Raw genomic sequence first — 13392 nt, 5'->3', positions numbered from 1 at the left:
TTCAGAACGAATTCATCGTCTCCCGCGGCGCGAACTTCCCTTTGTTGTGTCCAGAAATTTAGACAGCCTTGTCCAATTCGTCAATCACCGCTATATAGTTTTTTATGAAGCTCGGCGTTTCTCCTGACACTTTCCCGCCACGCAGCCATGAGGCCAAGCGCATATCAGTGGTCGACGCTGCCGCTTCGGTTTTCTGCCGGGAGGGCTACGCCGGCGCCAATATCGACCTGATCGCGGCAGAGGCCGGTGTTTCACGCCAGACCGTCTACAACCACCATGGCGACAAGGAAAAGCTCTTCATGGCCGTCGTGCGCGACCTGACCGAGCGCTGCAATGCCGGCATCTTTGCCACGATAGCCACCTTCCCCGACCAGCMGACCGATCTCGAAGCCGATCTCATCGCATTTGCCGTGCGCATGAACCGCAACTGCATCTGCAACCGCGAAGGCAGGTTCCTGCGCAAGCTGATCCAGGCCGAAGGCGAGCRCTATCCCGAGCTCTTTGCCGAATGGCGCGAGCAGGGACCGGGCCGCACCTGGTCGGCACTCGCCGCCCGCTTCGCGCGACTTGCCTATGCGGGGCACCTGTCGATCGACGATCCCGACGTGGCGGCGCGCCAGTTCCTCGCCCTGGTCAATGCCGAGCTGCAGGTAACCTTCATGCTCGGCGGCATGCCGACCGAGGAGGAGGTGCTGCGCTCCGCCACCAACGGCGTGCGCACCTTCCTCAGCGCTTTCGGCTCTCGCAAAACAGCGACCGTCAAGCGGGCCGACCTCGCCCCTGTCTGAACCGATCAAATCGCCGGCAGTCCTCTTGGCCTTAGCGTTCGGCGCCTATATGCGGTTTACGCCGCGCCCAAGCTTGATTACAGCTATGCGGACGATTCAACGGAAACCGACCATCACATGGCCGACGACCACATCCGCTACGACATTCTCGCCCAGGAGGCATTGCGCGGCGTCATGCGCAAGGTTCTGGCCGAGGTCGCGCGCACTGGCCTTCCCGGCAACCACCACTTTTTCATCACCTTCCTGACCGGCGCGCCCGGCGTGCGCATTTCCTCGCGGCTGCGCGAACGCTACCCCGAGCAGATGACCATCGTCATCCAGTTCCAGTATTGGGACCTGAAGGTGACCGATACCGGCTTCGAGGTGGGGCTGTCCTTCTCGGACGTGCCTGAAAAGCTCGAAATCCCCTTCTCCGCCGTGCGCGGCTTCTACGACCCTTCGGTGAATTTCGAACTCGAATTCGACGTCAAGGCCGAGGGCGCTGCGGAAGACGACGCCGCCGCTCCTGCCTCGGAACCCGTTGCGGCGGTGGCCGAAAAGAAGCCGGAATCGAAGAAGAAGGCCGCCGAGGCCGAGAAGAAGCCGTCCGTCGCCGACACCGGCGRCAAGGGCGCCGACGTAGTTTCGCTCGACGCTTTCCGCAAGAAGTGAACCGGGACATGGGCGAGGTCGTCAATCTCCGCCAGGCCCGCAAGCAGAAAGCGCGCATCGCGAAGGAGCGCCTGGCCGGTGAGAACCGGGCATTGCACGGCCGCTCAAAGGCCCAGCGCGAGCGTGATCGGCTGAATTCCGACAGCGCGGAAAAATTCATGGACGGCCATCGCCGCGAAAAGCCCGGCGATCCGAACAAACGCTGAGCATCTGAGATGGCCGCGGTCGAAAAACGCTCGGTGACGATCCGCGGCCACCGCACCAGTTTTTCCTTGGAGCAGCCCTTCTACGATGACCTCGTAGCGATCGCGGCAGAGCGTTCGATCTCGCTGGCGGCCCTTGTCGCCGAGATCGATGCAACGCGGACCCGTGACGCCAACCTCTCCTCCGCCCTGAGGCTCTATGTGCTGGCCTGGGCCAAGCGCGGCGGCAAGTCCTGAAAGCAACTACGTCGTCGTATCGCCGATGCTTTGCTGTGCCTTGCGCTTGGCTCCGAAGCTGAGCAAGGCGGAGCGGTCTCGTTCCTCCGCCTGCTTCTTCGAGCGCACCCGCATCAGATCCTTCCAGCCGACATAGCCGACGAGCCGGGCATCCTCGCGCGAGACGACTGGCAGGTGCGAGACATTGGCCAAGAGAAGCTTGTCCGACAGCCCCTCCAGATATTCGTCCGGATAGGCGAGCGTGACCTTGCTGCCGRCAAGCAGCTCGCCGAGCGTCGTCTTGCGATGCATGCCGGCACGACGCCAGCGCAGGATAGCGGGCGGATCGATGAGGCCGAGCACATGCCCTTCCTCGTCGATCACAGGGAAGCTCGGATGCCGCGTCTCCGGCGCGGTGAGGAAGGCGGCCGCGCCATGCAACGTCATCGTTGCCGGCACGCTCTCGACCTTGGTGGTCATCACTTCGCGCACCCTGGTCAGCGCGAAGGGATCGACGCGATACTCGCGCACGAGATGATGCCCGCGCCGCGCCACCTTTTCGGTCAGGATCGAGCGCTTCATCAACAGCACGGTGACGGCGTGAGCGGTGGCGCAGGCTGCGATCAGCGGCACCAGCATGTGAGTATTGCCGGTAAGCTCGACCGCGAAGAAGGTCGCGGTCAGCGGCGCGCGCATGGTACCGCCCATGGTCGCGGCCATCGCCAGCAGTGGCCAGAAGCCAGGCGTCGCCTCGGGCAGGATGCCGGCAAGCGCCGCTCCCATCGCGCCGCCCATGATCAGCAGGGGCGCCAGCACGCCGCCCGACGTTCCGGATCCCAGCGCCACCGACCAGATCACGGCCTTCGCCACCAGCAGCATGAGCGCCGCGCCCGCGACGACACGGCCATCGAGCATATTGGCGATGTTGTCGTAGCCGACGCCGAGCGCCTGCGGCTCGATCAGCCCGCCGATGCCGACCACAAGTCCGCCGATCATCGGCCACCACATCCAGTGGATGGGCAGCTTCTGGAAGGCGTCCTCGCAGGCATAGACCATTTGCGTCAGCAGGCCCGAAAGGAGCCCGGCGGCAATACCGACCAACACCCAGCCGCCCAATCCGGCGACCGACGGCTCCATGCTGCCTGAGAACGGAAAGATTGGGCCCGGCAGGTGCAGCAAGGTGCGTTCGACCTCGGCGACGATGGCCGCGACGGCGACCGGGATGAAGCTGCGCGGCGTCCATTCGAACAGCAGCAACTCGACGGCCAGCATTATTGCCGCGATCGGCGTTCCGAATACCGTCGTCATGCCGGCCGCTGCGCCCGCCACCAGCAGCGTCTTGCGCTCATTGTCGCTGACCGGCAGCATCTGGGCGATCAGCGAGCCGATGGCGCCCCCGGTCATGATGATCGGGCCTTCGGCGCCGAACGGGCCGCCCGAGCCGATCGAGATCRCCGACGACAGCGGCTTCAGCACCGCGACCTTGGCGTCGAGCCGCGAGCGGCCGAGCAGGATGGCCTCGATGGCTTCGGGAATGCCGTGGCCGCGGATCTTCTCGCTGCCGAAGCGGGCCATCAGGCCGATGATCAGCGCGCCGATCACCGGCACGATCACGGCGGCATAGCCGAGCGGGGTATCCTCGAGCCTGAGCTCCGCCAGCGTGAACTGGCCGAAATAGGCGATGTTGGTAGCGAGCCGGATGAGCTTCAAGAGCACGATGCCGGCAAACAGCCCCGCGGTCGCGACCACRACCGCGATTGCCGCGATGATGAGCACACGCGGATCGGTGGTGAAGTCGCGGAGGTGGCCGTTTCCGGCATGAGCGGATTTCATTGGGGAGCCTGAGCTTTCTGGCGGCGCACCCGCCGTCCGGTTTTTCGCGCGGCTACATATCGTAACACGATATAATTCTTCAAGGGCGTTTCTCGATCATCGATCCGCGTCATTTTGGACAAGGATCGAGCTGAACAGGGTCGCGCCGAGCCGCCCTGAGCTTTCGTAGGAGTTGAGCTTTCGCCGGAATGGTCCATAAGTCGGGAAATGACGCCGCCGAAGAAAGCACGCCCCGCCATCAGCCAAGCCGACTACCAGCGGCTGTCGCAGTTCCGCTATCTGATCCGCCGTTTCCTTGAATTCAGCCAGCTCCAGGCGAACGAGGCTGGCCTGACCCCGCGCCAGCACCAGGCGCTGCTGGCGATCAAGGGCTACCCCGGCGGCGGGCCGGTGGCGATCGGCGATCTGGCGGAGCGGTTGCGCATCCGACACCACAGCGCCGTCGAACTGGTGAACCGCCTCAGCGAGGCCGGACTGGTCACGAGGGATCAGGACAAGGCCGACCACCGCCGCGTGCTGCTGCAGCTCACGCCTCTCGCCGATGATCGCCTCGCCGAATTGTCGGCCGTCCATCTCGACGAGCTTTCGCGGATCGAGCCAATGCTGCGCCGGCTGCTTTTTCGTCAGGAACCGTCCTGAACATCGCAAGCTGAATCCGGAATTGYCGGGGCCCTCAGGACGAACAGCCGCTATCCGCCGTCCAGCGATTTCAGCAGATTGTCGATCGTGAACGGGTTGGCCTTGGGTTTCGGCGGGGGCTGCGCATTGTCGTTGGCGGGCGGCAGCGGCACGCGCTCGATCTTTGTTTCACTCGCCTTGCGCTCGGCCTCCAGCCTCGCCTGCTCCGCCTTCTTGCGGTCCGCCTCGGCCTGCGCCTTGGCCGCCTCGTCGGCGGCTTGCTGTTCGGCCTTGGCCTTCGCATCGGCCTCGGCCTTGGCTTTCGCTTCAGCCTCCTCTTTGGCGCGCGCCTCGGCCTGAGCCTTCGCGTCGGCCTCAGCCTTCGCCCTCGCCTCTTCTTCCGCCTTGGCTTTTGCTTCGGCTTCCGCCTTTGCCTGCGCCTCCGCTTCTGCCTTTGCCTGCGCCTCAGCCTCGGCTTTCGCCCGGGCTTCGGCCTCTGCCTTCTGCCGCGCCTCTTCCTCTTGCCGGCGCAACTCCTCGGCCGCGCGATCGCGTTCGGTTTGGAGCGCCGCGTAGTAGCGCACCTCACGCCGCAGCCTCTGCTTCTCGAGCAGTTCCGCCTGCATGGCCTCGACCCGCTGCTGCTCCTTCTCCAGCGCGCGCTGCGTCAGGAACTGCGCCAGCGGCGCGCTGTCGAACTCAGGCGCCATCGCCCCGAGCGGCCCGGCAAGGCTGAAATTCACCGCCGGCTCGGAGCCGACCAGCGCCTCGTCGCCGGGATGATAGGTGATCGCGCCCTTGGCGGAGACTGTGCCGGCGTTGAGGTCTGCCATGACGTCTGCCGACAGGGTCGCCGCCGGGCTGTTGAGGCTGATCGGCGGCGCCCGCAGCGTGCCGTTGGCAACTGTGAAGGCGATCTCCGTGTCGCCAGCCGGGAAACTGCCCTCCCCGGCGATCTGCGGCGCGAAACCGGCTGTTTTGGCGGCATCGATGTCGCGCCCTATAGCGTCGGCCTTCGCGATGATGGGCGCAAAGGCATCGGGATTGATGCCGGCAATGGTCAAGCCTTTCAGCGCTGCCGTGCCGGACCCGGACAAGGCGGCAACCATCGCATCGACCGACTTGCCGCTGGTCGACAGCGCCGCCGAGATGTCGCCGCTGGCGCTGATGCCGGCACCCGGCAGCACGGCGGACAGGTCGCCGCCGGCCAGCTTCAGCTGCGCCGAAAACAGGCCGGTGCCTTCCGTGTTCTTGAGCTCGAGCAGGCCGGTCAGCGCACCGCCAAAGAGCTTGGCCTTGATGTCTGAGACATGGATGCCTTCCTGGTCGAGCTTCAGCGACAGGGCGGCGTCATGCGCGGTGGCGAACGGTCCGGCGGCGAGGGCTGCCGTGTTGAGGTCGAGATCGGCGCTAAACGGCAGGGTCGACTTCTGGCTGAACGGCGCGGTTGGCCAGCCTTTCTTGGCGGGACTGAAGGACTGGTCGCCGAACAGCGAGACCGCCAGCGGATCGAGATCGAGCTCGTCGAGCGCCAGCGCGCCGGCAAGATGCGGCAGTCCGTCCTTCATGTCGACATTGACGTCGCCGGACACCGCCGCCTTGTTGATCGCACCGTTGAGGCCGCTCAGCACCAGAAGCCCGCTGCCGAAATCGGCATCGGCGGCGAGCGATGCCGAAGTGCCCGTGCCCATGCCGGGCAGCCCGACACCGGTCGTCATCAGCCACGGCTCGATATCGGCGGCGTCGAGATTGACCTTGCCCTTCGCCGTGGCGCCTTGCTCCGTCTCGGCGACGGTCCCGTCAAAACTCGCCCTGAATTCATCGGCCGTCAGGTTGAAGCTGGTCGCCAGACCGCCCCCTAGCGAACCTTTCGCAGTGACGTCGGTGGTCGCCTGTCCAAGCATGCCGAGCGGCAGCGCCGGCAGGCCGTAGAGCGCAAGCAGCGTGGCGGCATTCTCGTTCCTGGCGTTGAAGGTAAGCGATACCGGCGCCTCCGGAAGTCGATCCGGCGACCCCTTGCCCGAGAGCGAAGCCGAAAAGGTCGAGCCGCCGGCCTTGCCGTGCGCGGAAAGCGCAAGCCCCGTGGTGCCGTCGCCATTGTCGGCGGCACTCGTCACCAGGTCGATGCGGGCGTCCTGGAACAGTTCGGGATAGGCAGCCGCACGGGCGGCCAGGCCCTTCAGAACCTGATTGTCCGGATAATGCTGTGCTGCGACATCGATCAGTGGCTTCAGATCGACGGCAACGACGGAAGCGTCGAGCTTGCCGGTCGGGCTCTGCGGGAAATCCTTGATGCGGCCGGTGGCGCTGATCGAGGCGCCGGCAAGCCCGCCGACTGAAAGCCGGTCGATTTCGAGCAATCCCTGGCGAAGTCTCAACGCCGTATCCAGTGTATCGGCCGTCAGCCCCCCAGCGCTGACCGGGCCCGCCTTGATCTGGAAATCGAGGTCGCGGTCCGAAAACCGGTTGGCGCCCTTGTCGCTGACGAAGATCGAGGCGAAGGCCGCCAGGCCGTCGACATCGAGATCGCCGCCTTCCAGCCGCATCAGCACCGATGGCCTCGCACCCTCGGGCTGGCTGGAATCGATGCTGCCCGAGAATTTCGCCTTGCCGAGGATGAGTTCGAGATCGCTGAAGGATTGCCGGTTCTCGCTGAGATCGACCTTGGCCCTGAAGCCCGCCGCCGGCAGGCGGCGGATCGCCTCATCGACATCCTTCGATAGCCAGGCGGCGAAGCCGGATGGCTGTCCGACCGCAAGCAGCAACGAGCCCCTGAAGCCGAAATGGTCTTCGACGCTCAGCATGCCATTGGCTTCGAGCGTCGCGCGGCCGGGCAGCGTCGCGGCAAGCGACTTCACCGACCAGCCGCCCTCGGCCGGCTCGGCCGAAAGGCGCACGTCGCGCACTGTCGTGTCGCCCGCCACCACCGCCGGCAGCCGGACCTCGACCGTGCCCGGGATCGTCGGCTTCGGCATGTGCAGCAGCGTCTGCTCGAACGCCGCTATGCGCTGATCGAGCGTCAGCCCTGCTCCCGCAGCCCCGCCGACGGCCTCGTCGAACTGAACCTGCGCGCCGCTCGCCTCGATCGAGAAATGCGGCTTGAGGCCGAGATCGACCGAGGCCTTCCCGTCGGCGGTGTAGGGATTGTCGAGTGGTCCGGTTTCGAAGCGGAACTCATCGACATTGAGCTTCCGATGGTCGAGCGCGAACTTGCCGTTGAGCCGAAAGCCCGGATCAGGCTTGCCGGCGCTGGCCTTGACCGGCTCGCCATCGGTGCCGCGCAGTTCAACCGAGCTCCTGTCGCCAGCGTTTTTGTCCGCGTTTGCAATCTTGAACTGGCCGGAATAGGCCGCCGCGCCCTTGACGATGCCGGCATTGCCGTCGGTCTCGAAAGCCAGAGGGTAGTCCTCTGGATCGGCTTTCACCCTTAGCCGCATCTGGCCGTCTGCCTCCACCTTGCCGGTGGAGGCGGATACTTCCGTGCGCATGCCGTCGAACCGCAGCGTGCCGTCCATCCGCCATGGGCCGGCAAGCGATTTGGCGGAAATCGTCGAGTCGAGCTCGGTAATCAGGTGGCTCCGCCCGCCGGCGGCATGGCGCAGTTCGATCTGCCCTTCGGTCACGGTCAGCTTCTCGATCGCGATCTGGTTGGGATCGAAAGGCGTCGAGGGCCGGATCGCCCAGTCGACCGTGCCGTCGCCGGCGACGTCGATGGTTGCTTTCGGATGCACCAGCCGCATGTCGAAGATCAGCAGCTCGCCGCGCAGGAAGGGCGCCAGTTCCGCATCCATCGAGAACGTTTCGACCGTCATTGCCGGCTGGCCGCCAGGGCCGCCGGCAACCTCGACATTCGAGAAGGTCACTGACGGGAACGGCAGAAGCCGTGCGGTGGCGTCGCCTTTCACCGTCACCTTGYGGCCGAGGATGGTGCTCGCCTCGCGCTCGAAATCGCCGCGATAGCCGGTCCAGTCGATGAAATACGGCACCACCAGCGCCGCGCACAGCACCARCACGAACAGGCCACCGAAGATCACGAACAGGCGTGCGAGCATCTGCTCTCCGGATTGAAAGTCAGCCGCACTCTACCTGCATCCGCGTGTCGATAAAGAGGCAATTCCGCCGGCGAGTCTCTAGGCTCGCGGCAGGATCTTGCCCGGATTCATGATGTTCAGCGGATCGAGCGCCTGCTTGATGGTCCGCATCACGTCGACGCCGTGGCCGAGCTCATGGCGCAGGAAGCCGACCTTGCCCTGGCCGATACCGTGCTCGCCGGTGCAGGTTCCCTCCATGGCGATCGCACGCATATTGAGCCTGGCGACGAATTTCTCCGCAAGCGCGATCTCTTGTGGGTTGTCGACGTCCATCAGTACCAAAACGTGGAAATTGCCGTCGCCGGCATGGCCGACGATCGGCGCGATCAGGCCCATCTCGGCAATGTCGGCCTCGGTTTCCGTCACGCATTCAGCAAGGCGCGAGATCGGCACGCAGACATCGGTCGAAAGCCCCTTGGCGCCGGGACGCAGCGTCAGCGACGACCAATAGGCGTCGTGCCGCGCCTTCCAGAGCTTCGTCCGCTCCTCGGCGACGCTGGTCCACAGGAACGGGCCCCCGCCCTGCTCATCGGCGATCATGCCGAAGGTCTCGGCCTGTTCGGCGACGCCGGCGTCGCTGCCATGGAATTCGACGAACAGGCACGGGCTTTCGGGATAGTCGAGCTTCGAATGGTTCTTCATCGCCCGCATCTGCAGCGCGTTGACCAGTTCGATGCGCGCCACCGGAATGCCCATCTGAATGGTCGCTATCACCGTGTTGCAGGCCGCCTCAAGAGTCGGGAACGGGCAGACGCCGCCAGAGATCGCCTGCGGAATGCCCTGCAGGCGGAGCGTCAGCGACGTGATGATGCCCAGAGTGCCTTCCGAGCCGACCAAAAGCCGCGTCAGGTCGTAGCCGGCCGAACTCTTCTTCGCCCGCTTGCCGGTCGTCACCGCCTCGCCATCGGCCATGACCGCGGTCAGCGACAGCACGTTCTCCCGCATCGTGCCGTAGCGCACGGCGTTGGTGCCGGAGGCGCGTGTCGCTGCCATGCCGCCGAGCGAGGCATTGGCGCCCGGATCGATCGGGAAGAACAGGCCGGTGTCGCGCAGGTGCCGGTTGAGGTCCTCGCGCGTCACGCCGGGCTCGACTGTGCAGTCGAGATCCTGCGGATTGACCGAAAGGATGCRGTTCATGYGCGAGGTGTCGATCGRGATGCCGCCGCCGGGCGCGTTGGTGTGGCCCTCGAGCGAGGAGCCGACGCCGAAGGCGATGACCGGCACGCGATGCGCGGCGCAGGCGCGCACGATCTCCTGCACCTCCGGCGTCGATTCGGCATAGGCGACGCCGTCCGGCGCCTGGGTCGGGATGTAGGTGGTGGTGTGCGCATGCTGGCTGCGGATCGCCTCGCCGGTCTGGAAGCGCTCTCCGAAGCGCTGCTTGAGGATGCCGAGCACCGTGGCGATGCCTTCCTCGTTGCGCTCGACGGGATTGAGGTCGCTCAAAGCCATGAATTCCTCCGCGAATGGACCAGCGGCCACTCTTGCCATGCAGCTATGGATGATGCCTAAAGCAATTCCAGGAAAACTGTGAAGCGGTTTTCCGTCCGGAATTGCTCCAGAACAAAGAGAACCCTCCCAGCCACGCCCTGTCCAGCGACGATCGAGGAAAACCAGATGACGATGCCCGCGCCGATCATTTCCAACCCGATGGCGATCGAGAGGGACTGGATTGACTACAACGGCCATCTCAACATGGCCTATTACAACGTGCTGTTCGATCGCTGCTCGGACGAAGCTTTCGAATTGATGGGCATGGGGCCGAACTACGCCAAAGAGCGCCGCTTCACCATCTATACGGCGGAAGTCCATGTCTGCTACGTGCAGGAGCTGCATCTCGACCACAAGGTGAAGGTCTCGTTCCAGCTTATCGACCATGACGAGAAGCGGCTGAGAGCCTATCAGGAAATCCGCCATGTCGACGGCTGGCTGGCCGCAACTTCCGAGCAGCTTGCGCTGCATGTCGACATGGCCGGACCGAAGGTCGCCCCCTTCCCCGCCGACGTGCTGGCCAGGGTCGAGGCGATGCGCGCCGCCCATGCCGCGCTGCCGATGCCTGAGCGCGCCGGCCGCTCGATCGGCATCAAGCGCAAGAGCGCTTGAAAACCCGCGCGCCCGCGTTAACCTTACCAAGGTTTTAACGTGAACAAGCCGGTTGAGGCGTTGAACGACTCAGCGGCGCGTTCGAAAACCGCCATACCGGGTTATGCGCGGACGGCTGGCGGAATGCGGTGCGAGGCAAGTGCATGAAAACCGACATCAAGGTCGAAGTGGAGCGGTTGGCGGCCGATCCGCGTATCACCGACTATGATTTCTGGCGATCGCTGAAGAACGTCAACAACGAGATCTTCCACATCGCCAACAACAACGAGCCGATCCCCTTCGACATGATTCGCTGGCGAGCGATTCTCAAGCAGGCGCGCATGAAGCGCGGGCGTGTTTGAGCAATTCCAGGAAAAGTGCGCAGCGGTTTTCCGCCCGGGAATTGCGTCAAAACAACCAGAGAGCGGTTCGCCGTTTCCGTGAAACGGCGAACCTCCTCAGCGCGCCTTAAGACCGCCGAGCGGCGAACGCGGCTCGACTGGCGACGACTGTATGATGGCGGTGTTGGTCATCGCATAGGGAATGATCCTGTCGATCAGCCGCTCCAGTTCGGCCACCGAGCCGACATGCGCCAGCGCAATGAAGCAATCCTCGCCGGTAACCCGGTCGCATTGCGCGATTTCCGGTAGGTCGCGGATGATCTCGGTCACGACGGAAAGCTGCCCGGGAACCGGCCTGATCCGCAGCCATGCCGACAGCTTCATGCCGAGTGCTGCCGGATTGATCCTGACCGTATAGGCCTCGATCACGCCGTTCTCCTGCAGCTTGYGGATGCGCTCGGCCACGCTCGGCGCCGAGAGCCCGACGGCCCGCGCCAGCTCCRCCGTGCTGGTGCGCGCATCCTTTTCCAGGAGCCGCAGGATCTTCAGGTCCGCCGCATCCAGATCGGCATTTTCATTTCGAAGGCGCTTCAAGAAGATACCCTCATTTCTATGCAGGAAAAGGCCAATCTTCCCTTCTATCTTCCATATAAAGCATAAGTTTCGCCTGCGATAATGATCGCATGAAATCTCAAGCGCAAGCGCCGCTCGCAAACCAGGCCRCCAGCGAAGCCGGCCGCCCTGCTCTCGCAGTGCTGRCCAATACGCTGCCGCCGCATGTCTGGTTCTGCGTCAGCGCGGTCTTCCACTATCTCGGGCCGGCCTTCGCCGTGCTGCTGTTCGCTCAGGTCGGCGTGCTCGGCATGGCCTGGCTGCGCATCGCCTCGGCCGCGCTCATCTTCGCACCGCTCACCAGGCCGTGGACCGTCTTCGTGCAGGTCGACCGACGGGACCGCCTGCTCCTGTTTGCCTTCGGTGCCTGCCTGGCGGTGATGAACTGCTCGTTCTATCTCGCTCTCGACCGCCTGCCGATCTCGCTGGTCGCCGCAATCGAATTCGTCGGCACGATCGCCGTAGCACTGGCGGGTCTCAGAAGCCGGCGCAATTTCGCGGCGCTGGCCATTGCCGTCGCCGGCACCTTGCTGCTGATCGATATCAAATGGTCCAGCGATCCCATTGGTCTGTTCTGGGCCTTTCTCAACGGCGCGCTGTTCGTCGGCTACATCGTCATCGGCCACCGCGTCGCCCAGACCGGCATCGGCATAGCCGGCCTCGGCACAGCGATGGCGATCGCTTTCCTCGTTGTGCTGCCCATCGGCTTCAGCGAAGCACTGCCGGCCTTCACGGCGCCGCAACTGCTGTTCGCCGCCATCGGCGTCGGCGTCTGCTCCTCGGTTATTCCCTACATCTGCGACCAGCTCGCCATGGCGCGGCTGCCGCGCGCGAGCTTCGCACTGATGCTCTCGCTCTTGCCGCTCACCGCGACGCTGATCGGTGTCATCGTGCTGAGGCAGGTTCCGAGCCTCAGCGATTGCCTCGGTATCGCGCTGGTCGTGGCGGGCGTCGCCCTGCACAAGCCCGCCCCGAAGTGAGCAAAGGTGAGGCGTGTCGAGACTCAGGTCAGGCCAGCTTCTCCTTGAGGAAGGCGACCGTCCTCCCCCAGGCAAGATCGGCCGCCTTCTTGTCATAACGGGCGGCCGAGGTGTCATTGTTGAAGGCGTGATTGACGCCGTCGTAGATGAAGACCTTGTACTCGACATGCGCGGCATCGAGGGCCTTCTTGTAGGCATCGATGCCGGCGTCGATGCGTTTGTCCAGCCCGGCATAATGCAACAGCAGCGCGGCCTTGATCTTCGGCACATCCTCGGCTTTCGGCTGCATGCCGTAATAGGCGACTGCGGCGCTGAGGTCCGGTGAATGGACGGCGAGCGTGTTCACCGCGCCACCGCCCCAGCAGAATCCGACCGCGCCGACCTTGCTGTTACCGTCCTTGTCGCCCTTGAGATAGGCGACGGTCGCGACGCCATCGGCCGCGACTTGGGCAGCATCGAGGTTGGTGAACATGTCGCGTGCCCTGTCCTCGTCGGTGGGCGTGCCGCCGAGCGGCGACAGGAAATCGGGCGCCAGCGCAACGAAGCCTTCCACCGCCACGCGCCGGGCGACATCGCGGATATGCGGGTTGAGACCCCGGTTCTCATGGACGACCATGACCATTCCGGGCTTGTCAGACCGGTTCGCCGGCTTGACCAGATAGCCCTTCATCTCGCCGCTGCTCCCCGGATAGGTGATGTCTTCACCCTTCACCCTCGGATCGTTCTCGGCGACGATCGCCGCCTTGGCCGAATTAGCCGCCGGCATCGGTGCGATCGCCGCGGCCGCCGCGCCCGACCCGGCAAGCTTGGTCAGCTGCTCCATGAATCTCCGCCGGTCGAGGGTGAGGTGCGTGTACTCGTCATAGGCATCGATCATCGCCTGAGTGATGACGGGCTTGGCAGCAGGTTCGGTCATGGCTCTCCTCGGCGTCCGGACGGGCTGACGCGCAAGATAGGGTTGAAGCTTGCGCGGTCCA

Annotated in this window: 13 protein-coding genes; 8 read left to right on the top strand and 5 right to left on the bottom strand. The window is 64.7% G+C overall.

Annotation, left to right across the window (positions count from 1 at the left end):
• The first annotated feature begins 104 nt into the window (after window positions 1–104).
• The 4 genes from ORS3428_RS01195 (at window position 105) to ORS3428_RS01180 (ending at window position 1879) form a co-directional block, all read left to right on the top strand.
• A complete protein-coding gene (locus ORS3428_RS01195; RefSeq protein ID WP_071093968.1) occupies window positions 105–788 on the top strand; it encodes a TetR/AcrR family transcriptional regulator in 684 nt (227 codons plus the stop codon).
• A 117-nt stretch (window positions 789–905) separates the two neighbouring features.
• A complete protein-coding gene (locus tag ORS3428_RS01190; protein WP_071093967.1) occupies window positions 906–1439 on the top strand; it encodes an SspB family protein in 534 nt (177 codons plus the stop codon).
• An 8-nt stretch (window positions 1440–1447) separates the two neighbouring features.
• Entirely contained in the window at window positions 1448–1645 is a 198-nt protein-coding gene (locus tag ORS3428_RS01185) for a DUF4169 family protein (protein WP_071093966.1), read from the top strand.
• Between the two features lie 9 nt (window positions 1646–1654).
• Window positions 1655–1879 carry a ribbon-helix-helix domain-containing protein gene (locus tag ORS3428_RS01180; RefSeq protein WP_071093965.1) on the top strand — a complete coding sequence of 75 codons (225 nt, stop codon included), beginning with the start codon at window positions 1655–1657 and terminating at the stop codon, window positions 1877–1879.
• Between the two features lie 6 nt (window positions 1880–1885).
• Here the strand turns inward: ORS3428_RS01180 and ORS3428_RS01175 are convergent, their stop codons facing one another.
• The gene (locus tag ORS3428_RS01175; protein WP_071093964.1) at window positions 1886–3691 is read right to left on the bottom strand and encodes a chloride channel protein; all 1806 of its coding nucleotides are present in this window, start codon (window positions 3689–3691) and stop codon (window positions 1886–1888) included.
• Window positions 3692–3898: 207 nt separating this feature from the next.
• Here ORS3428_RS01175 and ORS3428_RS01170 point away from each other — a divergent pair, with 207 nt between their 5' ends.
• Window positions 3899–4330 (top strand): MarR family winged helix-turn-helix transcriptional regulator, encoded by a 432-nt coding sequence (locus ORS3428_RS01170; protein ID WP_071093963.1) that lies wholly within the window; start codon window positions 3899–3901, stop codon window positions 4328–4330.
• Window positions 4331–4380: 50 nt separating this feature from the next.
• On the opposite strand, the gene ORS3428_RS01165 is transcribed toward ORS3428_RS01170, so the two are convergent.
• Both ORS3428_RS01165 and ORS3428_RS01160 read right to left on the bottom strand, forming a co-directional pair.
• Window positions 4381–8361: an AsmA family protein gene (locus ORS3428_RS01165; RefSeq protein ID WP_071093962.1), complete on the bottom strand. Its 3981-nt coding sequence runs from the start codon at window positions 8359–8361 to the stop codon at window positions 4381–4383.
• Window positions 8362–8439: 78 nt separating this feature from the next.
• Window positions 8440–9852, bottom strand: a complete 1413-nt coding sequence (locus tag ORS3428_RS01160; RefSeq protein WP_071094050.1) for an FAD-binding oxidoreductase — start codon at window positions 9850–9852, stop codon at window positions 8440–8442.
• Window positions 9853–10017: 165 nt separating this feature from the next.
• Here ORS3428_RS01160 and ORS3428_RS01155 point away from each other — a divergent pair, with 165 nt between their 5' ends.
• Window positions 10018–10503: a thioesterase family protein gene (locus tag ORS3428_RS01155; protein WP_071093961.1), complete on the top strand. Its 486-nt coding sequence runs from the start codon at window positions 10018–10020 to the stop codon at window positions 10501–10503.
• A gap of 143 nt (window positions 10504–10646) precedes the next feature.
• A complete protein-coding gene (locus ORS3428_RS01150; RefSeq protein WP_071093960.1) occupies window positions 10647–10844 on the top strand; it encodes a hypothetical protein in 198 nt (65 codons plus the stop codon).
• Between the two features lie 96 nt (window positions 10845–10940).
• Here the strand turns inward: ORS3428_RS01150 and ORS3428_RS01145 are convergent, their stop codons facing one another.
• Window positions 10941–11417 (bottom strand): Lrp/AsnC family transcriptional regulator, encoded by a 477-nt coding sequence (locus ORS3428_RS01145; RefSeq protein ID WP_071093959.1) that lies wholly within the window; start codon window positions 11415–11417, stop codon window positions 10941–10943.
• An 89-nt stretch (window positions 11418–11506) separates the two neighbouring features.
• Between ORS3428_RS01145 and ORS3428_RS01140 the strand changes: the two genes are divergently transcribed.
• Window positions 11507–12415 (top strand): EamA family transporter, encoded by a 909-nt coding sequence (locus ORS3428_RS01140; protein ID WP_071093958.1) that lies wholly within the window; start codon window positions 11507–11509, stop codon window positions 12413–12415.
• Window positions 12416–12443: 28 nt separating this feature from the next.
• Here the strand turns inward: ORS3428_RS01140 and ORS3428_RS01135 are convergent, their stop codons facing one another.
• The gene (locus tag ORS3428_RS01135) at window positions 12444–13331 is read right to left on the bottom strand and encodes a dienelactone hydrolase family protein (protein ID WP_071093957.1); all 888 of its coding nucleotides are present in this window, start codon (window positions 13329–13331) and stop codon (window positions 12444–12446) included.
• Window positions 13332–13392: the final 61 nt, after the last annotated feature.

Origin of the sequence: Mesorhizobium sp. ORS 3428, assembly GCF_001854785.1 — a bacterium.
Taxonomy (GTDB): domain Bacteria; phylum Pseudomonadota; class Alphaproteobacteria; order Rhizobiales; family Rhizobiaceae; genus Mesorhizobium.
Note: the sequence above shows the minus strand (reverse complement) of the source record. Positions and strands in the feature narration are given on the sequence as shown.